This window comes from Klebsiella sp. CB_Kp196, assembly GCF_040061575.1.
Classification (GTDB): Bacteria; Pseudomonadota; Gammaproteobacteria; order Enterobacterales; family Enterobacteriaceae; genus Klebsiella; species Klebsiella michiganensis.
The window spans coordinates 1-24,843 of record NZ_JBEAFH010000080.1 but is presented as its reverse complement, the minus strand read 5'-3'; the positions used below and the strand labels follow the sequence as shown (position 1 = coordinate 24,843).

At 51.0% G+C, this 24,843-nt stretch carries 21 protein-coding genes and 2 pseudogenes; 16 read left to right on the top strand and 7 right to left on the bottom strand.

Annotated elements, in window-relative coordinates; all coding sequences use genetic code 11:
* Positions 1 to 42 precede the first annotated feature (42 nt).
* Complete coding sequence (locus tag ABLU87_RS26505; RefSeq protein WP_071527918.1) at positions 43 to 354, top strand: EAL domain-containing protein; 312 nt, start codon at positions 43 to 45, stop codon at positions 352 to 354.
* 26 nt (positions 355 to 380) lie between these two features.
* Here the strand turns inward: ABLU87_RS26505 and ABLU87_RS26500 are convergent, their stop codons facing one another.
* Positions 381 to 1,328, bottom strand: a complete 948-nt coding sequence (locus ABLU87_RS26500) for a sensor domain-containing diguanylate cyclase (protein WP_004182028.1) — start codon at positions 1,326 to 1,328, stop codon at positions 381 to 383.
* Between the two features lie 1,143 nt (positions 1,329 to 2,471).
* On the opposite strand from ABLU87_RS26500, the gene ABLU87_RS26495 reads away from it, so the two are divergent.
* Positions 2,472 to 3,212, top strand: a complete 741-nt coding sequence (locus ABLU87_RS26495; protein ID WP_001515717.1) for a tyrosine-type recombinase/integrase — start codon at positions 2,472 to 2,474, stop codon at positions 3,210 to 3,212.
* 717 nt (positions 3,213 to 3,929) lie between these two features.
* Here ABLU87_RS26495 and ABLU87_RS26490 read toward each other — a convergent pair.
* The gene (locus ABLU87_RS26490) at positions 3,930 to 4,940 is read right to left on the bottom strand and encodes a RepB family plasmid replication initiator protein (RefSeq protein ID WP_004182030.1); all 1,011 of its coding nucleotides are present in this window, start codon (positions 4,938 to 4,940) and stop codon (positions 3,930 to 3,932) included.
* Between the two features lie 751 nt (positions 4,941 to 5,691).
* Between ABLU87_RS26490 and sopA the strand changes: the two genes are divergently transcribed.
* From sopA to ABLU87_RS26475, 3 genes and pseudogenes are all read left to right on the top strand, one after another.
* On the top strand, positions 5,692 to 6,858 hold the full coding sequence (gene sopA, locus ABLU87_RS26485; RefSeq protein WP_004182032.1) for a plasmid-partitioning protein SopA: 1,167 nt from the start codon (positions 5,692 to 5,694) through the stop codon (positions 6,856 to 6,858).
* Positions 6,858 to 7,829 carry a ParB/RepB/Spo0J family plasmid partition protein gene (locus tag ABLU87_RS26480; protein ID WP_004182039.1) on the top strand — a complete coding sequence of 324 codons (972 nt, stop codon included), beginning with the start codon at positions 6,858 to 6,860 and terminating at the stop codon, positions 7,827 to 7,829. The genes sopA and ABLU87_RS26480 overlap by 1 nt, the downstream gene beginning before the upstream one ends.
* 1,042 nt (positions 7,830 to 8,871) lie before the next feature.
* Positions 8,872 to 9,991: pseudogene (locus ABLU87_RS26475) on the top strand (IS3 family transposase).
* Positions 9,992 to 10,139: 148 nt separating this feature from the next.
* Here the strand turns inward: ABLU87_RS26475 and ABLU87_RS26470 are convergent.
* A pseudogene (locus ABLU87_RS26470) lies at positions 10,140 to 10,515 on the bottom strand (IS1 family transposase).
* A gap of 44 nt (positions 10,516 to 10,559) precedes the next feature.
* Positions 10,560 to 10,835, bottom strand: a complete 276-nt coding sequence (locus tag ABLU87_RS26465; protein WP_000179213.1) for an IS1-like element transposase — start codon at positions 10,833 to 10,835, stop codon at positions 10,560 to 10,562.
* Between the two features lie 967 nt (positions 10,836 to 11,802).
* On the opposite strand from ABLU87_RS26465, the gene ABLU87_RS26460 reads away from it, so the two are divergent.
* Positions 11,803 to 13,083, top strand: coding sequence for a DUF262 domain-containing protein (locus ABLU87_RS26460; protein ID WP_004182042.1), 1,281 nt, complete (start codon positions 11,803 to 11,805; stop codon positions 13,081 to 13,083).
* Complete coding sequence (locus ABLU87_RS26455; protein WP_000037308.1) at positions 13,080 to 15,032, top strand: DUF262 domain-containing protein; 1,953 nt, start codon at positions 13,080 to 13,082, stop codon at positions 15,030 to 15,032. Before ABLU87_RS26460 ends, ABLU87_RS26455 begins: the two co-directional genes overlap by 4 nt.
* 244 nt (positions 15,033 to 15,276) lie before the next feature.
* Here the strand turns inward: ABLU87_RS26455 and ABLU87_RS26450 are convergent, their stop codons facing one another.
* The 3 genes from ABLU87_RS26450 to umuD form a co-directional block, all read right to left on the bottom strand.
* Complete coding sequence (locus ABLU87_RS26450; protein ID WP_004182043.1) at positions 15,277 to 15,528, bottom strand: hypothetical protein; 252 nt, start codon at positions 15,526 to 15,528, stop codon at positions 15,277 to 15,279.
* Positions 15,529 to 15,606: 78 nt separating this feature from the next.
* Positions 15,607 to 16,878: a Y-family DNA polymerase gene (locus ABLU87_RS26445; protein ID WP_023157784.1), complete on the bottom strand. Its 1,272-nt coding sequence runs from the start codon at positions 16,876 to 16,878 to the stop codon at positions 15,607 to 15,609.
* A complete protein-coding gene (gene umuD / locus ABLU87_RS26440) occupies positions 16,878 to 17,303 on the bottom strand; it encodes a translesion error-prone DNA polymerase V autoproteolytic subunit (RefSeq protein ID WP_004182047.1) in 426 nt (141 codons plus the stop codon). Before umuD ends, ABLU87_RS26445 begins: the two co-directional genes overlap by 1 nt.
* A gap of 401 nt (positions 17,304 to 17,704) precedes the next feature.
* Here umuD and ltrA point away from each other — a divergent pair, with 401 nt between their 5' ends.
* The 9 genes from ltrA (at position 17,705) to ABLU87_RS26395 (ending at position 24,762) form a co-directional block, all read left to right on the top strand.
* On the top strand, positions 17,705 to 19,216 hold the full coding sequence (gene ltrA, locus ABLU87_RS26435) for a group II intron reverse transcriptase/maturase (RefSeq protein ID WP_160553108.1): 1,512 nt from the start codon (positions 17,705 to 17,707) through the stop codon (positions 19,214 to 19,216).
* Between the two features lie 233 nt (positions 19,217 to 19,449).
* A complete protein-coding gene (locus tag ABLU87_RS26430; protein ID WP_004118481.1) occupies positions 19,450 to 19,680 on the top strand; it encodes a hypothetical protein in 231 nt (76 codons plus the stop codon).
* A 519-nt stretch (positions 19,681 to 20,199) separates the two neighbouring features.
* Positions 20,200 to 20,625 carry an antirestriction protein gene (locus ABLU87_RS26425; protein WP_004118478.1) on the top strand — a complete coding sequence of 142 codons (426 nt, stop codon included), beginning with the start codon at positions 20,200 to 20,202 and terminating at the stop codon, positions 20,623 to 20,625.
* 236 nt (positions 20,626 to 20,861) lie between these two features.
* Positions 20,862 to 21,116: a DNA polymerase III subunit theta gene (locus ABLU87_RS26420; protein WP_023157779.1), complete on the top strand. Its 255-nt coding sequence runs from the start codon at positions 20,862 to 20,864 to the stop codon at positions 21,114 to 21,116.
* A gap of 34 nt (positions 21,117 to 21,150) precedes the next feature.
* Positions 21,151 to 21,468: a hypothetical protein gene (locus ABLU87_RS26415; RefSeq protein WP_004118473.1), complete on the top strand. Its 318-nt coding sequence runs from the start codon at positions 21,151 to 21,153 to the stop codon at positions 21,466 to 21,468.
* A gap of 726 nt (positions 21,469 to 22,194) precedes the next feature.
* Positions 22,195 to 22,422, top strand: coding sequence for a hypothetical protein (locus ABLU87_RS26410; RefSeq protein WP_004182050.1), 228 nt, complete (start codon positions 22,195 to 22,197; stop codon positions 22,420 to 22,422).
* Between the two features lie 91 nt (positions 22,423 to 22,513).
* The gene (locus ABLU87_RS26405; protein ID WP_001568051.1) at positions 22,514 to 22,744 is read left to right on the top strand and encodes a hypothetical protein; all 231 of its coding nucleotides are present in this window, start codon (positions 22,514 to 22,516) and stop codon (positions 22,742 to 22,744) included.
* 51 nt (positions 22,745 to 22,795) lie between these two features.
* Entirely contained in the window at positions 22,796 to 24,151 is a 1,356-nt protein-coding gene (locus ABLU87_RS26400; RefSeq protein ID WP_004182052.1) for a DUF3560 domain-containing protein, read from the top strand.
* Positions 24,152 to 24,198: 47 nt separating this feature from the next.
* On the top strand, positions 24,199 to 24,762 hold the full coding sequence (locus tag ABLU87_RS26395; RefSeq protein WP_004182054.1) for a methyltransferase: 564 nt from the start codon (positions 24,199 to 24,201) through the stop codon (positions 24,760 to 24,762).
* The last annotated feature ends 81 nt before the right edge of the window (positions 24,763 to 24,843 follow it).

The window sequence follows — 24,843 nt, the reverse complement described above, 5'->3', positions numbered from 1 at the left end:
AGATACGTGATCTGATCCTTCAACTCAGCAAAAGTTCGATTTATTCAACAAAGCCATTTTGGGACTGGATATTCCTCTCTCAACTATCTAAGAGAATTTCCATTTGATGCGATTAAGTTAGACAGAACATTCATTAGTGGTATTGCCCACGTTGCACGGGACTTATCTATTGTAAGAAGCATAGTGTCTCTTGGAAAAGCTTTCAGTTTAGGTATAGTCGCAGAAGGTGTGGAAAATAATGAACAGTTTGAATTGCTAAAAAATATGAATTGCGATGAATTTCAAGGTTATTATTATTCGAAGCCTTTGTCAGGTGATCAACTGATTGATTTTTTGAGGGGCCAAAAAAAATAGGGCTGTATGTCCTATTTTTTCATATACTATCGTTTTCCCTTTTTAATTTCATACATTCTTTCGTCTGCATCCTGCATGATAGCAGAGCATTCAGTATGAATTTCCTCATCATATTCAATAATCCCTGCAGAAAAATCTATGTTGTATTTTTTTTGAGAATTAAGATTGTAGCTGGTAATCCCGGCCCTCAATTTATGAAGGAATTCTTCTGCTTCTTTATAGGTTGACTCGGGTAATAGAACACCAAATTCATCACCTCCTAATCTTGCAACAACGCTTTTTGAACTACTAAGATCTTCCAGCATATCTGCAAAATTGCAAAGTACTTCATTACCTTCTGAATGACCGAAGTTATCATTGATTGGTTTAAAATTATCGAGATCTATGATCAGAACACAGAATGTTTTTTTCTTTTTTTTGGCTTTTCTTAACGATTCATCCGTCATTAGGGCGAAAGAACGCCGGTTACATATACCTGTCAAAGGATCAGTAGTTGCTTCGTTTATTATTCTAAACTCATCCTCTACGATTTCTGCTAAATCTTTAAGCAATAAGAAGTCATCTCTGGTTAATACTCTTGGTTCTGTATCAATAATACATATTGTTCCAGCTATCTCACCATCTGGCAGTCTTACGGGATGCCCTGCATAAAACCGGATATAAGGATCATTTTTAACTAATTTATTTTCTTTGAATCTTGGATCAAGGCTTGCATCGGGCACTATTAATGGTTCACTAAGATCTACTGCTATTGTACAAAATGAATCACTTCTATCTGTCTCTTTTATCTTCAGCCCATAACATGACTTAAACCATTGCCTGTCTCTATCAATTAATGAAACAAGTGCTATTGGTACATCAAAGAGTTTGGTGGCAATCCTCGTCAATCTGTCAAATCGTTCTTCATATTTTGTATCAAGGATCCCCATAGAATATAATGATAATAACCTGTTCTCTTCTTTATGGTTTGTCATAATTTTCATCTTGAGTGGTTATTGCAGGGTAGTGTTGGTTATCGCTATCTTATCAGAATTGTCCTGGAACTCAATAATCCCAATATCTCATAATCATATAAAACTTAACAAGTTTCCAATAAATCATGATGAATAGTGAACTGTTACATCTAATCATCTGTGACCTGAAGCGCTCATTATACACTTCCATGTATTCAGAATGCATAATGATTTGTATATTAAAAATCGCCATAACTTACAATGACTTATTTTTTGTGGCACAATTAAAGCGCATCTGTTCAAATAAATGTAAAGACATTAATGCTTGATCTTCATGGTTTCTTATGAAAACCAGTGGCTGAAGAAACGTATGGCAGTTCTGAATCTGAACAAGACGAGACGGCATGAAAGGTTCAAGAAAATTGTCCAGGAAGGTACATAGTTTCCTTATCCAATATTTTCTACTGAGGGTATATTGTATCAGCTTAAGACAGGAACTGTTGATACAGAACAGAAAAGTTCAACACAGCCTGAATCTGCGCGACGCTAAATTTTTTCCTTCTGGCGAACCAACAAACAGCCCGTTTATAGAGAGATTCTGCAGACGACAAAAGGATTAATCCCTGAAATTGCACTGAATTGTCACCTGAAGATGTGCAGGACAAGCCAGATTACTCTTACAAGGGATACCATCGTAATTTAGCAAAAACACCTAAGACCTAAACGACAGCTAAGTACATAGTGCCGGACGGATCATGATTTTTTATTTAACTTACGGACTTCATTTTTCAGCAATTATCTTTTCTCTTCTGTTGTAAACTTATGAAAGCGTTACGCGAAATCCCGCAAGGTTACAGGGGTGTACCAGGCCGGAAATCGCGTAGCGCTCTCTTCTCTTCTGTTTCCTGCCTAACATGTACATCCTGGCATTACTCCAATTCTCCCAAAAACCGTAAAACAGCCATCAACCCGCGTCATTACTGGCTTCATGGAGGATCTGAGCAGAAAAAGGATCCTTTACGTATTTGGTTTTACCCGCAATAATGCGGGATAAGACAACAAAAGGATCCGCGCGCTGCGATTTATTGTCATGGCAGGATCGGCCCGTCAGGTGCAAAATACCTGTATCCATAAACAGTGCGTGCGCTACGTGAAAAATAACTCATGAACAGCATCATTCCCCTGCAGAATTCACCAGAACGCGTCTCCCTGCTGCCGATCGCCCCGGGCGTTGATTTTGCGACCGCGGTGGCACTCCGGCGGATGGCCACCTCAACAGGTGCCACGCCGGCTTACCTCCTGGCGCCGGAAGTGAGCGCCCTCCTCTGGTATATGCCTGACCAGCGTCACCACATGTTGTTCGCCACCATGTGGAATACCGGGATCCGTATCGGTGAAGCCCGGACGCTCACCCCGGAATCGTTCGACCTGGATGGTCTGCGCCCGTTTGTTAGGGTGCTGTCGGAGAAAGTGCGCGCGCGGCGCGGGCGGCCACCAAAAGATGAAGTGCGACTGGTGCCGCTGACGGATGCCAGTTTTGTGCGTCAGATGGAAAGCTGGATGGTCACCACCCGCCCCCGCCGGCGTGAGCCGTTATGGCCGGTCACGGATGAGACAATGCGCAACTGGCTGAAACAGGCGGTGAAGCGGGCTGAAGCTGACGGCGTGCATTTTTCGATCCCCGTGACGCCGCATACTTTCCGTCACAGCTATATTATGCACATGCTTTATCACCGGCAGCCCAGGAAGGTCATCCAGGCACTGGCCGGGCATAAGGATCCGCGCTCGATGGAAGTCTATACCCGGGTATTTGCGCTGGACATGGCTGCCACCCTGGCCGTTCCCTTTACCGGTGACGGTCGCGATGCCGCGGAGATCCTTCGCTCCCTGCCCCCGGCCGGCTGAGATTGGCACGCCTGGCATGACGTCCTGTATTCCGCTAATACGGAATACAGGAGCAGAGCGCATTCAGCCCCCTCCCTGCTCCAGCACACCAGTCCATCATGCTGATGACTGAACCGCCGTGGTCTTACCCGGTGACCTGCAATCCTGCAGGCATCAACATACCGCAGACAAGACAGGGCACAATGCAGGCATTCTGGCCGTGCATCCCACGGTGCGTTATTTCCTGAAAGCTCAGCGAATCATCCCGTTAACTGCGACAGTCATTGACCATCTGTGGCCCACATTTTTCTGCCATCCGGCTCCCGTTTCCTGATCGCATTTAGCAGCGTGAAGCTGGCGCCGGGTTATACAAACAGCTGCAGTCTCATCCTGCCGGGCTAAATCTGCAGTACACAGGGGAACGGATACCATCAGGTAACATGACCGTCTCAGCATCCGATTGAGATCTTCGTAAGGGGTATAGAGCTTTACTGAAAAATTGACTGTGGCATGTTATCACCCATGAAATAGTGAACAGACCAGGGAATACCCCCGTTAAACCCGCATGCCGTAGTCAATATCTGCGTATCAAGACCCGAAATCACATATTACAGTCAATATTGTTCGATCCGGGCAGACATGATAGAGAATAAATATTGACTGCGGTATGCGTGATGCATATCACAGTCAATGGAATGTCCTTAGCGGCATACGGCAGTCATGATATGCATATCGCAGTCAATTTTCTGGCTTCATCGCTGAGAGGGCTTCAGCCAGTTTAAGAGGATCGATGCCCGCAGCCTTCAGCGCCTTAATGACTTCGTCATAATTTTGCTCTGGCGCCTTCTCTTCTTCCTCATTGCGCGGAACCTTCACAGGGCCACTGATGAGTTTGGGGTTGCGATAATGCACGCTGAAATAGGTGGCTCGGCCACGTTTAAACTCGGTGTAATCCAGATAACCAATATCCCGCAGCTGCTCCATCGCCTTACGCACCGTGTGGTTCTGCGTATAGACATTTGAGGTGAGATTCAGCCGCTCACGCATCCGTTTCATGGAAATAGGTGCAGGATTCTGGGGAAGACTTTCGATGTAGGTATAAAGCGCCTGGGCTGATTCCTTGCGCTGCAGGGCGTCAATGGCTTTCAGCCGCAGCAGTACCCTTCTGTCCATGTGGTAAAGCTCAAACAGCTTAGGTTCAGCCTTGATCTCAACGATATCCTCGTTGATGTCATAATAGGCTGACTGCACCAGATGGGTGGTCCATCCTTTGGTCTCGCTCTGGAACTTCAACGTAACCGAGGCGAGTTTAAACAGGGAATTACTGATGCGATCGCGCATTTTTTTGTTTGAACGACGGGAGTCAAATCCGCACATCTTAACGAATTCGACGAACGACAGTTCCAGGGTGTCACTTTTTACCCCATACTCCGACATGGAGCGAATTATCCCCAGCCAGACTTTAAAATCCGTGTCCATATCAAGACGCGAACCGGTGATCTTAACGTCAGTGTACCCTTCGCTTTTGGCAATGGACAGCTGTACAAGCTCCTCAGTCGCGTCTGTAACGTTTTTCCGGTTCGCCTTGCTCTTCCCTGTTGATTTCAGAGTTGGGACGAAGAGACCGAGTCTCATGAGCGCTACTGGCTGCACGGTACTGGTGCTGTTGACATCCAGCTTAACAACTTCGCCGGTTGTCTTATCAACTTCCTGAAGGTTCAGAAGTAAGCTGTTATTTTCGCTCGTCATCTTGATCCTCAACGGTTATCCACAAAAGGATGTAGTAATACGTATCGCAGTCAACGGATATACATACCTCTGTAAATACCGTTGCATATCACAGTATTAGATTATGCATATAACAGTCAACATTTTACATTCCGCAGTCGATCCAGACAGACGTTAAAGCCAGTTACAGCGCATGCTGGAGCGATCCGGGGATCTCTTTTGGATCTCACTATGATCTCCTTGGGATCAATTATTGGATCGAGACCATGAATAACCCAGATACAAGGCCGGAAGCGCCATACCAGATATCCAGAACCCTGGCCTGATTTTCCTGAATACGCTCTGGAAGATTGAGATCTACAGGTACAACAATGAAACATTGACTGCGGTATGCTGAGTCGTCTTTCCTCTTTCTCGACACAGATGCGGTAAGCATCATACCATAGTCAATATATTACATACCGCAGTCAATTTCATTATAACTGGCTTATCCAGAGCCATCTTTAGCAACCCGACGTACGTGCAATCTGTGAATTCTGTGATTTTCCGCTTCCTCGCCGCTTTCTCACTCCGTGAGATCGCTTACTGCGGCGAGCGGCAGTGATTAATATTGACTGCGGTATGTACTCTTTTGTAATCCCCTGCGTTCTTTGCATCACCCAATGCGGTTCACTTTGCACTTTTTCGTGCACTTTGCGTTTTTATTGTTGCTTTGCAATAAATTCCAAGATTTAATAAAATAATGCAAAGTGAAGATTAAAGGATGTTCAGTATGGGACTCATGGATACACTCAACCAGTGCATAAGTGCTGGTCATGAAATGACGAAAGCAATCGCCATTGCGCAGTTTAATGATGACAGTCCGGAAGCCCGGAAAATAACCCGGCGCTGGAGGATTGGTGAAGCAGCTGATTTAGTTGGCGTGTCATCTCAGGCTATCAGGGATGCCGAGAAAGCTGGCCGGCTGCCGCACCCTGATATGGAAACCCGTGGGAGAGTTGAGCAACGCGTTGGTTATACCATCGAGCAAATCAATCACATGCGGGATGTATTTGGTACACGACTGCGCCGTGCTGAAGATGCGTTTCCGCCGGTGATTGGTGTTGCTGCTCACAAAGGTGGTGTTTACAAAACCTCAGTATCCGTTCACCTGGCTCAGGATCTTGCTCTGAAAGGACTCCGTGTTCTGCTTGTTGAAGGCAATGACCCACAGGGAACTGCTTCTATGTATCACGGATGGGTGCCCGATCTTCATATTCATGCTGAGGACACTCTCCTGCCCTTTTATCTTGGGGAAAAGGATGACGCCAGCTACGCTATAAAGCCCACCTGCTGGCCTGGCCTTGATATCATCCCGTCCTGTCTGGCACTGCACCGCATTGAAACCGAGCTGATGGGGAAATTTGACGAAGGCAAATTACCTGCTGACCCGCACCTGATGCTCCGTCTGGCCATTGAAACTATCGCTCATGATTATGACGTGATAGTTATCGACAGTGCACCCAACCTTGGTATCGGTACGATAAATGTTGTATGCGCTGCTGATGTACTGATTGTCCCTACTCCGGCAGAGCTTTTCGACTACACCTCCGCACTGCAGTTTTTCGATATGCTGCGTGACCTGCTTAAGAACGTGGATCTTAAAGGCTTTGAGCCAGATGTCCGTATTCTGCTTACTAAATACAGTAATAATAACGGCTCGCAGTCCCCGTGGATGGAAGAACAAATTCGGGATGCCTGGGGAAGCATGGTCCTTAAAAATGTTGTGCGCGAAACGGATGAAGTCGGTAAAGGTCAGATCCGTATGAGAACCGTTTTTGAACAGGCTATTGATCAACGTTCTTCAACTGGCGCCTGGCGTAATGCCCTCTCTATATGGGAACCTGTTTGCAATGAGATTTTTGATCGTCTGATTAAACCACGCTGGGAGATTAGATAATGAAGCGTGCTCCTGTCATTCCAAGACATACCACACATACTCAATCGACTGAAGATACTTCATCACCGGCGCCAGCCGCACCTATGGTGGATTCATTAATTGCGCGCGTGGGTGCTATGGCCCGAGGTAATGCTATCTCTCTTCCGGTATGTGGACGGGAAGTAAAATTTACCCTTGAGGTGCTCCGGGGAGACTCTGTTGAGAGCGCTTCACGCGTATGGTCAGGCAATGAGCGCGATCAGGAACTACTTACCGAAGATGCTCTGGATGATCTCATTCCTTCATTTTTACTGACCGGTCAGCAGACTCCAGCTTTCGGCCGCCGGGTTTCTGATGTCATAGAAATTGCAGACGGCAGCCGTCGCCGTAAAGCCGCAATCCTGACGGAAAGTGATTATCGCGTTCTGGTTGGTGAACTGGACGATGAGCAGATGGCTGCATTGTCCCGACTGGGTAACGATTATCGGCCGACGAGTGCTTATGAACGTGGCCTGCGTTATACAAGCCGGCTGCAGAATGAGTTTGCAGGAAATATTTCTGCGCTTGCCGATGCGGAAAACATCTCTCGTAAGATCATTACCCGCTGTATTAATACGGCCAAACTGCCTAAATCCGTTGTTGCCCTGTTTGCACATCCTGGAGAACTGTCTGCCCGGTCAGGTGAAGCCCTTCAGAAGGCTTTTGCAGATAAAGAAGAATTACTGAAGCAGCAGGCTGAGACTCTCCACGATCAGAAGAAAGCGGGACTAATCTTTGAAGCTGAAGAGGTCATTAGTCTTTTAACATCCGTACTGAAACAATCTCCCTCTCCAAGGGTTAATCTGAGCTCACGTCATCAGTTTGCTCCAGGGGCAACAGCATTGTATAAGGGCGATAAAATGGTGCTTAATCTGGATAGGTCCCGCATTCCTGTGGAGTGTATAGAGAAAATAGAAGCCATTCTTAAGGAGCTTGAGAAACCAGGAGTCTGATGCGGACACGCTTTAGTCTACGGTTATCTCCCTTTACTTCATTTCCTTTCTCACAGGCCAGAAAACATAACTGGCCTAAATATTCTCTCTGAGACCACGGTCCCACCTGCATCGTCGGTCAGGTTATCTTTCTGGGACCACGGTCCCACCTGCGTCGTCGGTCAGCTTAGCTGCCTGGGACCACGGTCCCACCTGCGTCGTCGGTCAGGTTATCTTTCTGGGACCACGGTCCCACCTGCATCGTCGGTCAGGTTATCTTTCTGGGACCACGGTCCCACCTGCATCGTCGGTCAGCTTAGCTGCCTGGGACCACGGTCCCACCTGCATCGTCGGTCAGGTTATCTTTCTGGGACCACGGTCCCACCTGCGTCGTCGGTCAGCTTAGCTGCCTGGGACCACGGTCCCACCTGCATCATTGTTTAGGTTTCCAGCCTGGGACCACGGTCCCACCTGCATCGTTGGTCAGGTTATCAGCCTGGGACCATGGTTGCATTGATGTCAATGACGAACTGATTTTTGACATGATTGCATCACGAAGAGCGGAATAATCTTGCAGCAGAACTGAAATATCTGGCGATTGAATAGTAATGGATCGGGATTAGAGCCGAGTATACTGAGTACAATTTGTCAAATTTCGCAGTGTATTCGGTTTAATCTCCTCCAGTTTTTAAAGGTCAATTGCTGCCGCTACGCGCTGTTCAGACCTTCGTCCGGCAAGTAACCAATCCAGGCTATTTTCACAACCCAGGGTGAATAACATCATTCCGTCATCAGCATAGCCACATCATGCATTTCGTCACACTGTATGATCTGGGGATTTCAGAGACATTACTTATCACAGGTTATGCAGATGAATAAGACTCAATAGATTGTTTATCCACAGTGACGGGGATATACATGTGGGTAGCTTCTTGAAAGACTTATGATGTAAATCCAGCCTCTTGACTCTCACATTGCCAATATATAGCTCGTGACCTGCTCCCCGTTGATTAGTACACCCCGATGTTAGTAATGTCTTCATAAGCCACATGAGGACATCCCCATGAAGAAGCGTTTTTCCGACGAACAGATCATCAGTATTCTCCGCGAAGCCGAAGCTGGGGTACCCGCCCGTGAACTCTGCCGCAAGCATGCCATTTCCGATGCCACGTTTTACACCTGGCGTAAGAAGTATGGCGGTATGGAGGTGCCTGAAGTTAAGCGCCTGAAGTCGCTTGAGGAAGAGAACGCCAGACTCAAGAAGCTGCTTGCCGAAGCCATGCTGGATAAGGAGGCGCTTCAGGTGGCTCTTGGGCGAAAGTACTGACGACAGACCAGAAGCGGGAAGCCGTGATGCTGATGTGTGATGCGACCGGTATGTCGCAACGTCGTGCCTGCAGGCTTACAGGTTTATCCCTGTCGACCTGCCGCTATGAGGCTCACCGTCCGGCTGCTGATGCGCATTTATCAGGGCGCATCACTGAGCTGGCACTGGAGCGCAGGCGTTTTGGCTACCGTCGTATTTGGCAGTTGCTGCGCCGTGAAGGGCTTCATGTTAATCATAAGCGCGTGTACCGGCTTTATCACCTCAGTGGCCTGGGCGTAAAACGCAGAAGACGTCGTAAAGTGCTGGCAACAGAACGTCTGCCGCTGCTCCGTCCGGCGGCGCCCAATCTGACCTGGTCGATGGATTTCGTCATGGACGCACTTTCCACCGGTCGCAGGATCAAGTGTCTTACCTGCGTCGATGATTTCACAAAGGAATGCCTGACGGTCACTGTTGCCTTTGGGATTTCAGGCGTTCAGGTCTCGCGTATTCTGGACAGCATTGCACTGTTTCGAGGCTATCCGGCGACGATAAGAACTGACCAGGGGCCGGAGTTCACTTGCCGTGCACTGGATCAATGGGCCTTTGAGCATGGTGTTGAGTTGCGCTTAATCCAGCCGGGAAGCCAACGCAGAACGGATTTATTGAGAGCTTTAACGGACGATTTCGCGATGAATGCCTGAATGAGCACTGGTTCAGCGATATCGTTCACGCAAGGAAAATCATTAATGACTGGCGGCAGGATTATAACGAGTGTCGTCCACATTCAGCACTGAATTATCAGACGCCATCAGAGTTTGCAGCACGGTGGCGAAATGTAAAATGTGAAGGTAAACAAACCGACCTTACTAACTGACGGTTGTATCTAATCCTGGGGGCAGGTCAAGAGAACTGAAATGGACAAATTGTTAAATATGCTGCGTTATAAGAGTGAGGGGTCTGATATTGACTTCAAATCTACCCAGTACCGCTTTAACAATGGTTCTGAGGGTAATGACTCCAACTTATTGATAGTGTTTTATGTTCAGATAATGCCCGATGACTTTGTCATGCAGCTCCACCGATTTTGAGAACGACAGCGACTTCCGTCCCAGCCGTGCCAGGTGCTGCCTCAGATTCAGGTTATGCCGCTCAATTCGCTGCGTATATCGCTTGCTGATTACGTGCAGCTTTCCCTTCAGGCGGGATTCATACAGCGGCCAGCCATCCGTCATCCATATCACCACGTCAAAGGGTGACAGCAGGCTCATAAAACGCCCCAGCGTCGGCATAGTGCGTTCACCGAATACGTGCGCAAACCGTCTTCCGGAGCCTGTCATACGCGTAAAACAGCCAGCGCTGGCGCGATTTAGCCCCGACATAGCCCCACTGTTCGTCCATTTCCGCGCAGACGATGACGTCACTGCCCGGCTGTATGCGCGAGGTTACCGACTGCGGCCTGAGTTTTTTAAGTGACGTAAAATCGTGTTGAGGCCAACGCCCATAATGCGGGCGGTTGCCCGGCATCCAACACCATTCATGGCCATATCAATGATTTTCTGGTGCGTACCGGGTTGAGAAGCGGTGTAAGTGAACTGCAGTTGCCATGTTTTACGGCAGTGAGAGCAGAGATAGCGCTGATGTCCGGCGGTGCTTTTGCCGTTACGCACCACCCCGTCAGTAGCTGAACAGGAGGGACAGCTGATAGAAACAGAAGCCACTGGAGCACCTCAAAAACACCATCATACACTAAATCAGTAAGTTGGCAGCATCACCGAAGATCGCGGGCGGAAACATCCAGATCACCGTCACCTCAGTTCGCAATGGAAACGTGAAATTCCAGCACGTTCAGGTGCATTATGAGCCGAACACGATCTATGGCCATGCAGACTTTACTGCGAACCTCTCTAAAGCCCAGCAAACGACGCTGCGGCAGCTCTATGACGGCTGCAACCCGCGCCCGAGGCGCGACCTACTGCGTGGTGGAGCCGATCGCCTGCAAGTCGGGGCGATGGAGTTTCAGTGCTCCCCTGAAGAGCTATTGTCGGGATTGATTGAAACGATCTACGCTATGCGAAACGCCCTACTACACGGCGAAGTAGACCCCGACCCGAGGGTACTGTCTTGCTATGAGCCAGCTTATCGGATCGTAATGCTGTTTCTAGGCTGCGTGAGATAAGCAGGAGATGTACCCTGTGTTCATATTTTTTAGATATGGCATTAGTCATGGCATTGATATTTTATTTGATATTTAATCTAAGTAAATTAATATGATATATAGGCAGTTGATAATAGAGTGGGAGTGAGGCTATTATTTAGCCTATTGTTTTATTTGATTTAGTGAGTGCCATTGATGATATGACTGCATTATCAATGGCATTTTTTATGGTTTAAGGCCGACGCTGAATCGAAGATATAGCAAATACCATGTGACCGTATCAGCAAATGCCATGGTATCGACAACCGGGTGCATTGCAGCGCTGTGCTGATGCCATCGATGCTCGCTTTGATCAGAACCGCTCTCTCGACCCTTGCCCCAGATCGTTAAATATGCGCCAGAGGAGCACCTCGTGATAGAAATTGTGAACAAGACAGCCGCCACTCGGAATCGAAGTATCCATATAGGTGAATAAAGTTTGCGGAAAATACGCTGAGAAAATAGAAAAGCGTCAATGAAGGGACATAGGAATGGCGATTAACGGAGAGAACGGTGTTAGTGCAGTCACCGTGGATGAACTACTCAAGCAAGGCCTTCGGATACCGAACTATCAACGCCCATACAGTTGGGATGTATCGACTGCTCTACAACTGGTGGATGATATCAGCGAAGCTCTTCGAGATACCGAACGAAAAGATATTCCCTATGTTTTGGGTGCAATCATTCTTCACGATGATGGTGAGTATCTCAATGTAGTCGACGGGCAGCAGCGCCTGCTGACTTTGCGAATGATTCTTGCGGCCTTAGATCCGATAAATCATCAAATTTCGATGTCTGGTAACAGCGACACTCCTGTCTCCCTAGTTTGGATAGAGCTTCAAAGGCGCCTGTCGCAGTTGGAAGATAAAAAAGAGTTTTTGGATTTTATCTGTCACAAATGTCAGTTGGTGCGTATTGTGACGGACGATATTGATGAGGCATTTCGTGTCTTTGATTCCCAGAACTATCGCGGCAAACCGCTTGCCCCTCACGACTTGCTCAAAGCACACCACCTGCGCGAAATGCACGATGAGTCCGCTGCTATGAAAGTGGCTGTCGTTGAGGCTTGGGAAGCCGTAAACGATGAGGATCTGGACAGGCTTTTTTCTACTTTTTTATACCGGATATCCAAGTGGTCACGAGGCGAAAGCTCGCTCGAATTTACTATTCGGGACATCGGCATGTTCAAGGGCATTTCATCACGATCCCACAGGTCATTTTCGCCAAATCTGCGATATCACCTTGCAGCACAAGCCGCTATGCCACTTCTAAGTGCATGGTCGGTATCCTCTACACATGATGCACGAAACGCCGGGCGCAGCCGCTTTCAGCTTGATGCCCCGATAATCGCAGGACGCTCATTTTTCGAGATGGTGACATTCATGCTTGACGAATTGAAGATACTGGAACAAGAGGTTATTGACAGAGGTTTCAAAAACTTTGGCCCATCTCAAAGTCGCTACCGCTACGTGTACGAATTGTTCATTGCCGCGCTGCTTTGCTATACAAACAAGTTTGGCGATGAAGATGTAGATGAAGTGCGAAATAGGTTATTCGCATGGGCATATGCCTTGCGGGTCGAGTTACTTCGTGTGCAATTTGTATCTGCTGACAACCGAGCGCGAGGTAAAAACGATGCAAATAAATCGCCTTTTGTTTTGCTACGTAATGCGATGACTGGAAGTGTTGTCCGCAAACTTCCAATAACAAGTAAGCCATACAGCGATAACCACGAAAAGGAACTCGTTGCTTTTATCAAGGGGCTGCAATGAGCAAGAAGGAGTTGAAACCTGAACTGTTAACAGTAGGCAAGTTATTCACTGACAATTATCTGATTCCTATTTATCAACGGAACTATGCTTGGCGGGCCGAACAGATTGAGCAACTTATTAGCGATATTCAAGACTCGGTGGTAGGGGGCCAGGACAACTATTTTCTTGGGAACCTTGTTGTAATCAAGCGGGGTAGAGAGGATGAGTTCGAGGTCATAGATGGACAACAACGACTTACAACCCTCTATCTGCTTCTTACCTTCCTGGAGCAAGACGGTGAGGGTGAGAAGCCGTCGGTTGGCCATGCAGGCCACTTGCAATATGAGTCGCGCGCACGGGCAACTGAGGCCCTGCTGCGAGTAGCACAGGAGGCGGCTAAGGAGCACGTTCGACCGCAGGGCTCCACGAGTAATGCAGATGCTGGCATTCATGAAGGCTACAGCATCATCAATCAGTTCTTCAAACAAAATGAAAACCTTAATCGCTCACGCGAAAAATTCTCCGATTTCTTGCTAACGAAGGTGACTGTCGTCCGTGCCTCGCTGCCACCCAATACCGACCTCAATCGCTACTTCGAGATCATGAACACTCGTGGGCAGCAACTCAAGCAGGTTGATATTGTTAAGGCTCGCCTGATGAGCAAACTGCCCAATCAATATGAACGCGAATGCTTTGCGTGGGTTTGGGATTCCTGTGCTGACATGGATTCTTATGTCCAGATGTCTCTGACCCGTGGTGACACAAGTTTGCGAAACAAAGTATTTGGTGATGAATGGTCCTGGCTGGAGGTGACCAGCTTCTCTTCGCTAATGGAAAGTCGTCCGCAATCCGGCATCAATTCATCAAGGCAATCCTCCGAAGGGGTATCGTTGTCCTTGGATGAGGCGTTGTCAAAATACGCTAAAGAGCTCGAGTCAAATTCCACTGAAGACGAGGGCAACGAGCGGTTTCGTTCGACTATTGAGTTTCCGGCCTTTCTGCTACACGTTCTAAGAATTATGAAAGGCGATGAGGTCGAAGACGAAGGCCTGCTTGACGACAAGCGCCTCATCAAGTCATTTGACGACGCCGTAAATAATGTACCCGATGCTAAAGCCGATTGGGTGCGTAGTTTTGCATTTATGCTTCTCAAGTGCCGCAACCTCTTCGATGGCTTCATCTTGAAGCGTCAATTCACGGCAAACATCGGTGACGATGGCGATTGGTCTCTCCAGCGACTGAAAAAAGGAGGCGGGGACAAGAAGCCAACCCCGACGTACATCCATGTTTTCTCGGCCAGCAATGGAAGCTTAGAGGAGGACGGGAGTGCTGACCCACATACCCGAGATGTATTGCTGCTTCAGTCCATGCTTCGGATTACCTACACTTCTCCGCGAACGATGCACTGGATTACCAAAGTTCTTCGCTGGCTCTCCGTTAAAGCCCCTCGAGACGTGAAACATGCGGATCTTGCCGATTTGTTGAAGGGATATGCCCGCAGCAAGGTTAAAGAGACATTCTCCTTTGAGAAAGATCAGCAACCACAAGGGTTTGGTATCAGCCGTATCGTCTTTTCGTATCTCGACTATCTTCTGTTGAGTGACTCCTCAAAACGAGATTTCAAATTTCAGTTCAGAACTTCCATTGAGCACTTCTATCCACAGCATCCTGACAAAGAACAGTCGGGCGCGGTTGTTTCAGGTTCTAGCCTTAACCTGCTTGGCAACCTCGCGCTCGTAAGCGTCAGCGCGAACTCAAAATTCAGCAATAGCCTCCCCAGAGCAAAGGCCGAAAACTTCAAGGATACAATTGAACTTCAAAGTCCCAAGCTCAAGAGAATGGCGGAAATCACCCGAAATACAAACTGGGACGATCAGCAGATAACAGCACATCATGAAGCGATGGTGACATTGCTTCGTGATGATGTAAGTCTGGTGGAGGCAAGCGGAAGATCCAACCCAGGGCGTTGACTTCTTTGAATAACTGCTTTTGGATGAATATCCTTTGTGGTGTGCAAGTTGTCAGTCTAAAAGCGTTTTGCGTCGGGCGACACGATCAGTACAGTCTCCAAGTTTTCTTACCATGGTATTTTGTATGGTATCGACATGCAGATATAATTCTATTTTATTGATTTTATAGTGTTTTAAGACAGCATTGATCATCGAGTGGGTAACATAGGCTTAATACATTCCTTGCTCCTCGCACCGGAGCACATCACAGATACTGATTGAGATCCACTTCACGCAGCGGCTGGTTTTGACGTTCTGTTATCATTTGCACTAGGTCTTTTTCGTCCAGCTCATCGAGCATTTGTTCATACAGAGCCGCGGGCACACAATAAAAAACAGGGCGGTTGCGGTCAATAATCGCGACCGGGTAGCCGCCGCCGGCACTGGCGGTGGCCACCGGATCGTTTTTAAGTTCGCTGATGCTGGCAGTCACATCACACAGAATGATATTTGTCATGGTCCCCCCCTGAGACAAGTCATCTGTATGATCGGTAAAGTAAGCTCTTGCGGCAAGTCCCGTCTGTCATTTCGACGGTCAGAAACGGGCAACCGGCAGCTCCTTCCAGCGGGTGGTATATGCCGGTGACAGCATCTCCCGTTTCATCTGCCAGTCCGGCGCAATACCCCGTCCGGCAAACCAGACTTTCCCGAGTCCGGAATGATTAATGCCGTCGAGTACCTTCATCAGCGCATCGCTGTGCGGCCGTGGCTGCACGTCATCGAACAGATTCAGCTGCGCGACGCCGTTCGGACTGAAATCATTGAGCATTATCCCCGCTTTTGCGTAGCGGTGGCCATCGAGCCAGATCCTGTCCAGAGACCTGACCGCAGCCGCGATAATGTCCCGGGTGTCACGGGTAGGGGTGTGCAGTTTTTCCGTGGCCACGTTACCGTAATACGGCTCATTAACCGCAAAAGGGGATGTCTTGATGAAGGTGCTGATATGCCGGCAGTACTGTCGCTCACCGCGCAACTTTTCCGCCGCGCGCTCGGCATACTGGCAGACGGCCTGGCGCATTTCTTCGTAGGTGGTGATCCGCTGCCCGAAGCTGCGACTGCAGACAATCTGCTGTTTCGGCGGCGGCGCTTCCTCCAGTGAAATGCAACTCTCGCCGTTCAGCTCACGTACCGTGCGCTCCAGCACTACGTTGAAGTTTTTCCGGATAAATGTAGGGTTCGTCAGCGACAGCTGTAGGGCGGTGGTGATCCCCATAACGTGCAGCTTTTTCGCTATCCGGTTCCCCACGCCCCAGATTTCTTCCACCGGCTGCAGGCTGAGTAATTTTGCCGTTCTGCGTGGATTATCGGGCGACAGCGCCAGCACCCCCCTGAATTGTGGCCATTCCTTTGACGCCCACTGCGCCGATTTGGCCAGTGTTTTTGTGGCGCCGAAGCCGACACCGATCGTCAGTCCGGTTCCACTGAGAACATGCCCACGCAGCTGCCTGCCAAAATCCTCCAGATCCATACAGTGGCCAATTCCCCGGGCATCCAGGAAACATTCGTCAATTGAGTATTGTTCGACGCGGGGCGACAGCTCTTCCAGCAGGGCGACCACACGGTTACTCAGGCTCGCGTAGAGCTCGTAGTTGCTGGAAAAAACGTACAATTTTTCAGGAAACTGCGCCTCTTTGAGCTGGAACCAGGGGGTTCCCATCTTTATACCCAGCAGTTTGGCTTCAGCACTCCGGGCAATAACGCAGCCATCGTTGTTACTGAGAACGACGACAGGTTTGCCGCGCAAATCCGGCCTGAAAACCTTCTCGCAACTGGCGTAGAAGGAGTTGACGTCAGCCAGGGCGAACATCAGTCTGCCCTCCGGGTTTTATGAATGAAGGCTGTCACCACGCCGAAAATTTGCAGCGTTTCCGGATCCGGGTACAGGGAAGGGAAGTCCGGGTTCATCGCCTGCAGGGCTGGCCGCGGCGTCAGAAGCAGGCGTTTTACCGTAAATTCACCCTCAATTTCCGCGATAACAATATCCCCGTGCCGCGGCTGTTCTGCTTTATCCACGACCAACAGATCGCCGGAATAGAGGCCAATATCAGTCATTGAGTTGCCAATCGCCCTGACAAAATAGGTGGAGTGGCGCCGGTGAATGCAGTACTCATTCAGATCCAGTTCAGACTCAGTGTAGTCTGCTGCCGGTGACGGAAAACCCGCAGGGCATCGCTCTGTGAACAAAGGAATTTTTACTATGCTGGCTTCTGATACTGCAGGAATGAACTTCATCGTTTTTTCCCTCGCTTAAGGCTGTATATATATACAGTGTGCGCCGGGAGACCGGTAAAGATCAAGGGGTGAAAGTCCCCGACCATTGAAGGACCAGCAATCCACAGGGTCCCCGAGTCATGCGTTGTATACCGTGAGGTATGGGGCGAAGCGTTGACAGGGGTGTTGACAGGCCAGCCATTGAGCCACGAAATGTATATTAAATTCCCGGGTGCCGACGTTGTACTGTTTACGGAAGGCAACATCATAGGGTGCGTTACTGCGAGTGCCATATGGACCCGGCGGGGTCTGAGACCCTGGCATGTCAATACGATCTTTACGCGGGAACCGGGAGATCTCCCCTCTGACCATCTGCCAGTGCCGGAGATGGCCCGCACCGGGAAGGCGAGGAGCCGAAGCCGGTGATGTACGGAGAGGAGAAGTCGGACTCGCTCATAGTAGCTGCGAATCTGGCGAACAATCCGCAAGGAGCGGAGTCAGTGGAGCGAAGGAGCGGGGCCAAGGGAAACGCGGAACAGCCACACATGCGCCGGACGCAGAGCCGGGAAAGTATGTCACAGAGGCTGTCACGCGTGCGGGAAGCTGCGAAGCAGCGGAAGAAAGAACGGTTTACCGCATTGTTCCACCTCCTGACAGCAGAGGCACTGGAGAACGCATTCCTCTCCCTGAGCAGGAAAGCGGCTGCCGGAGTTGATGGTGTCAGGTGGAAGGACTACGCCGAAAACCTGAAGGTCAACATAGCAGATCTGCACCGGAGGCTTCATCAGGGTAGTTACAGGGCTCAGCCCGGCAGGCGGCACTACATCCCGAAAGCGGATGGAAAACAGCGCCCGCTCGGCATCGCCTCACTGGAGGACAAAATCGTCCAGTATGCGCTGGTTAAGATCCTGAATGCAGTCTACGAAAATGACTTTATGGGGTTTTCATACGGGTTCAGACCCGGGCGAAGCCAGCACAATGCGCTGGACGCACTGGCCACAGGGCTGGTTCGGACCAATGTAAACTGGGTACTGGATGCCGATATCAGTCAGTTCTTCGACAAGGTAAGCCATGAATGGCTAATCAGGTTCATAGAACACAGAATCGGCGACCAGAGGGTAATCAGGCTCATACGAAAGTGGCTCACAGCCGGGACCTCAGAGGAAGGAGAATGGCGGGCATCGGAGGAAGGAGAATGGCGGGCATCGGAGGAAGGCACCCCACAGGGTGCGGTTATCTCGCCGCTGCTGGCAAACATCTACCTCCACTATGTCTTCGATCTGTGGGCGCATCAGTGGCGACGCCGCCATGCCACAGGCAATGTGGTCATGGTCAGATACGCAGATGACATAGTCATCGGGTTCGACAAGCGAATCGACGCTCAATGCTTTCGTATAGCCATGCAGCGCAGACTGAAGGAGTTCGGACTCACGGTACATCCGAAGAAAACCCGACTGACGGAGTTCGGCCGCTTCGCAGCCGAAAACCGCGCCAGCAGGGGAAAAGGTAAACCAGAAACGTTCAACTTCCTCGGGTTCACGCATATCAGTGGGAAAGATCGTAGTGGCAGGTTCATGCTGATACGAAAGACACGCCGGGGCAGGATGACGGCGACACTGAAAGCGATCAAGGACGGACTACGAAAGCGCTGGCATTACTCAATCCCCGAACAGGGAAAATGGCTCAGGAGAGTGGTTCAGGGATACCTGAACTACCACTCAGTCCCGGGCAACTATCCCATGATGCGGAAGTTCAGGATATACGTAACAGACCTCTGGCGACGGGCGCTGAGGCGCAGGAGCCAGCAGGATGATACGACATGGACGAAAGCAAACAGACTGGCAGCCGTATGGCTGCCGAAGGTTCGGGTTCTGCATCCATGGCCTGTGGAGCGGTTCACCGCCAGACACCCAAGGCAGGAGCCCGGTGCGTGAATAGCGCACGCCGGGATCTGTGCGGGGGGTACCCGGTAACGGGTATCCCTACCGCGACATTATTTTGCGGAGGCCGTTTTTTTTCAAGTCATCTTGTTGCCGTTGTCTGTAACCATTTGCTGTTCCTGCAAAAACAGGGAAATTTCAGAAGGATCGCTGCCAGTCCGGAGAATCGTTATCTAATAAAATGTAATATACTGACGTACAGTGCATTTATTCTGAGTGGAGTGATTATGAATACGGGTTTAAGGCAGGTTCTGCGATATGCAGGCGTCCCGGTTGACGCCGCTGAACCGGTGCGCCGGCAATTCGGTAGCCGCCTGATTTTAATCGTGACGGTTGCTCTTCTTCCGCTGTTGATTGTTGACGTCCCTCAGTGGCTATTTGTGCTCTCTCAGATTATCTGGGGAAGCGGTATGTACATTGGTATCTCCGTGGCCAGTGATAAACCAGATCGCCGATAAGCTCAGAACGAGAGGTCTCCCGGGCCGCCTGGTGACGGGCAGCTGATAAACTGGCGCCATGCCATCAACACCGGATAAGGACGTCGCCGGCTTGTCTTTGCCGCCGGCTCCGCTTTGTCCGGCCCCCTCCCTCCGGTCTGCGGCCTTTATACGCAGCCATCGCGTCGCGATGCCAGCTTCTGCTTTTCTCCCTGCGCTCGTAAACCGCGACAGGGGACCTCATGTTGTATCTCCTGCATCGCTTCGGGTAGTGCCGTGCCTTCACTTTAGCCCGGCCGCTGCAGATGCAAGGGTTCGCTGGCGCCGCCATCCTCGCCCGGTCGCAGTTTTTTTAGGAAGCTCGCCGTTCTTCCCGTCGTTTTCTCGCTCAGGTTCGCTCTAAAACCGTCCAGACCAGCTTCGTGCTTTATCTGCGCTGCGGCCTCCGGTGTCGCCCTTGCATCTTCCGCTTTCCGCCGGGCTGTCGTGTCGGCACGGCACAACCCGGTGCCGCAATCTTATGAACCTGTGGAGGTTGCTATGTATCATGCCCGTCAAACCATGCTGAATGTAGAGGAGTCCGACCGTCTCTCGTTCCTGCCGGATCTGTTTGGTAACGATTTTCTGGCCGGAGAGATGCAGGTCTATGCGCTCGCTGAGAAACACATCACCGATTACTGCGGAGGCTTCTGGCATTTCATCCGTATTCCGGAGGGCGGCGGCTACATGATGCCTGACGGTGACCGTTTCCATCTGACTAACCCGGATAACTGGTTTGATCGGTCCGTCAGCGCGGATGCGGCCGGAGTTATCATTACGGCGCTGGCGATCAACCGCCGTATCTGGCTGCACCATGAACGCGGTGATGCTGCCCTGACACGCCACCTGATGCTGCGGGAATCGCAGCTGTGGAATTTCATTGACTCTCATGACGAATGCGCTGCTATTTACGCGGCTCTGGACTGATACTATATCGGGGCGCCCGACGCCCCGTTTAAGGTCAGAGACGGCACGATCTGTGAGGAGCTTACCCGGCTTCGCAGATCGGTGCGGCCGCGCGAAAATCCTGGCAGGCTTCGCCTGCCAGTGAGGCGGTTCGCCACACCTGCGGCGCTGCGTACTGGCCTCACCTCAACAGGTCGCCAGTTAAGGATTAAGAGCGTAATATCTGCGTACCTTTTCTTCTTTTGCTGATTTTGCGTATGTCGCAGTGGAATATTGCCTCTTTTTCAAAGGAGGAGCAGGACAAAGTTGCCGTCGATAGGGTGGCTGCTGATGTTGCCTGGCAGGAGCGCATGAACAAGCCCGTCATGCCGGAACTTGTTGAACGGGAACAGCCTGAACACCTGCGCGAATATTTCCATGAACGGTTCCGCGTACATCGACTGAACAGTCAGCAGCTGCCGCGCGCAAATGCACCCGAATATAATAAACCGGGCGATGATCAGCAGAATTGATTTTCTTACTCAGTGTGTCCAGGGAGGGTAATCTGTGCGTATGTCTCTGATGTTTGCTGCCGTGACGCTTTTAACCGGTATTAACCTGTTTTTTATTCCGTTTCAGCCTGTTCCGGCTCTGTGGGGGGCTATCCTGGCCGTTGCTTTTGTTCTGATTAATGTCGTGGCGGATAAGCTGCGCCTCTGGAGTGGTATTGCGTGGATTATCGTTGCCGGCATCATCATAACGCTGATGCTGAAGGGGAAAGAGCCGGGTGACGAATTTCGTGTCCTGATCACCGTTTTCGCTTTCCTGGCTTCAATCTGGTATAGCGTTGCGCAGTTCAGGAAGGAAAATAAGCTCCGTTCCTGACGCCCCGTCTGGTATGCCGCCGGTTTATCATGGCTTCTTTCCGGCGGCATGAAAAACATATTCTCTCCAGCCTGCATCTTTACGTTTCCGGCTTGCTCCCTGCTGTCTGTCTGCTTTCTCTTCTTCTTCCTGCTGTGATGTCTCTTTTTAACCCTTAAAGGCTTTAAAAGCACACCCGCACTGGACACCTTCGGCTCCCGGCCAGCTGCGCTGTCCAGTCGTCGAGCCACACTCCGCTAACCGCGAAAAGACGCGGTAAACTCCGCCGAACCCGCTACGCGGTTTCGGGCCTGGCGGCTAGTGTCTGATGTCTGAAGTCAAGGTCAACGGCAGCGCTTGCTGCGACCGTTCCGGCCGCGCCGCTTTCACCGTGCCGGCGATAAAGCTGCCGGCACTCTGCAGGGCAACGCCGTTTCGCGCCCGCGCTCTTCGTCGTTGCGGCGGGTGCCTGCTCCTTCCCCCTGGCGCCGTATCACCCGTTTGAGTCCATTCGCCGGGGCTGAGACAAGCACAGTCGCCATCATCCGTCCAGGGTAAATGGCACGCGGTAAACCGCGCCCTGGACAGCTGCCGTCGCCCGTGCTCGTTTACGCCCTTGCGGCGAACGGCTCTCAAACGGGTGAAGTTAATACCAGGGGGCAGGTTCAGCAGGTCCCCGCACAAAGTCAAAACCGCGGCCCCGGCAACTCAACGGGTGATGTTCTTTAAAAATCGGGAAAAAGAAAAATGCAGGATCCTTCATTGCGAACGTATCGGATCGCATTTCTGGGAAGCAATGCCAGCGGCAATCTGCCGATGTTTACCCGGGTGCAGGCCACGACCGGAAAACGGGCGATAAAAGCGTTTATTGAACGCTGTGAACCCGTCAAAGGCTGGTTTCTGGGCGCACCGGAAGACATTACCGATCAGGTTCAGAAGGAGGAAGAAGAGGCGGGAAGCAAACCGCAGGTATGAAAAAAGCAGGGTAAACCCTGCTTCTCCCACGCCGTAAAAATCGCACGAACGGTTTTTCCGGCTTCGTTAACTACCATAAGGAGTCAACTTTATGATCGTTTCTATTTTTTCACCTTCCGCAGGCGCTGTAAAGCCCCGTCGTCATTCGCGCATTCTGCGCGCAGATATCACCGCACCGGAGATTGATCCCGCTCTCAGAGCTTTCGGGCGTCATATCGCCAGAAGTCACCGCAAAGGGCGCGGTGTCCACATCCCCGCGATGAAAAATACCGCCCTCGGGCAGGTACTCCGCACGCTGGAACTGAAACGCGCATTTAACTGATGAGGTGAGCCGCCCCGCGAGGGGCGGCAACTGCAGGAAGGAGAAAACACAATGACACCGACTACCGCACAGATCATGACGGAAAATACCGTCAGCCAGACTTACCGGGCAACCTATTCACCCGATGATAATAAATTGCGACTTTACGCATCATTACGGCTCGATGAAGAAACGTATTCCCTGATCAACAAAGCAGGCTTTCGCTGGGCGCCCAAACAGAAACTCTTTGTGGCGCCAGCCTGGACGCCGGGGCGGGAGGATGTCCTGCTTTCGCTCGCCGGTGATATCGAGGACGAGGACAGCACCCTGTTTGATCGCCAGGAGCAGCGCGCCGGGCGGTTCAGTGACTACAGTGACCGGCGGGCGGTTGAATCGGAGCAGGCGCTTGCGCATGTTGATTCGCTGGCATCGGCTGTCCCGCTGGGACAGCCGATCCTGGTAGGCCACCACAGCGAGCGCCGCGCGCGCCGGCATGCGCAGAAAATTGAGAGCGGCATGAAACGTGCCGTGATGCTGTTCGAGCGTGCGGAATACTGGGAACAGCGCGCGCAGGCCTCTCTGCGGCACGCAAAATACAAGGAGCGTCCGGATGTGCGTTACCGCCGTATCAAAAAAATCGAGGCGGAATTACGCAAGTCCCAAAAGCACATTGCCCGGTCTGAAAAGTATATGACGATGTGGCGTGCGCAGACGCTCGATCTGAAAATGGCGTTACTGGTCAGTAATTATGATCATATTCATGCCTGCTTCACGCTCGACAAATACCCCCGCCCGGCAGAGAAAAGCCAGTATGAGGGCTCGATGTCTCTCCATTCTGCCCTGTCGGAGGAGATCATTACTTTTGAACAGGCGCGTGATATTGCGATCCGCTGTCATGAGCGCACGATTAACCACCAACAGCGCTGGGTTAATCATTACCAGAACCGCCTGGCCTACGAACGCGCGATGCTCAATGAAAACGGTGGCGTTGTCACCCGAACACAGGAATTTGAACCAGGCGGGCAGGTACTGAGCCGGGGAGAATGGTTAACCATTCTCCGGGTTAACCGGAGTAAGGGGGAGGTGAGTTCAGTCGAAACGCCCGGTTATCGCTTTCTGGGCTACAGCGGCACGATGAAACTCACGCCCGACCGTATCACGGACTACAAAGCCCCGACAGCGGAGGAAGCCAGCGACGCGAAGAAAGCGGCGAAGCGCCCACCGATCGTCAATTATCCGGGGGAAGGGTTCCGGGAAATGACAAAAGCCGAGTGGGCGAAATTACCCGCTGATTATAAAGGCGTGCGGGGTGCTGCAGAAACCGAAACACACGGCGCCTACCGCTTCCGCCGGTGCATGACGCACGGTTGTACGCTCGTGAATGTGTATATCACAGACATGAAAACCGTTGAAATTCCGAAAAAATAGCAGGAAGGCTCCCCGGCATCTTGCCGGGGAGGTCAGGGAGTACATTCATGCATCATGACCTTAAACACCGTATTCAGGCGATGCGGGTCAAACTGGAAGGGCGCGCCCCTGTCGCTGAAATTCGGGGTAGCTCGCAACTTTTTGTCACCCCCTCCCCGGAATGTCGCCGGTTAGTTGAGCTGGCTGATGTCCGGGAAACCGATCGCATTCTGGAACCCAGTGCCGGAACGGGCGCCATACTGCAGGCGATCAGGGATGCAGTCCCCCGGGCGAAGTGTGACGCCGTGGAGCTGCACGCCGGGTTAGCCCGTCACCTGCAGGCTCATTTCCCGGAGGTCCGGATCTGGTGCGGAGATTTTCTCGAATATCATCCGGAGCGCCGGTATACACGAATTATCATGAATCCGCCGTTTAATCGCGGTGATGATATCCGGCATATCCGGCGGGCATTAACTCTGCTTGAGCCTGGCGGGATTCTGACGGGCATATGTCTGGACGGGCCGCGTCAGCAAAAGGCGCTGGAGTCCCTGGCGGACGTCTGGGAGCCGTTGCCACGGGGAACATTCACGTATACCCAGGTAGCGACCGCCATTCTCAGAATAACCGTCTGATGACACGTTAAGCCGGCGGGGCACCTGTCCCCGTCTGGCCGCGCCTCGAAAGACCGCGCGCCTGCGGCGCCGGGAAAACCG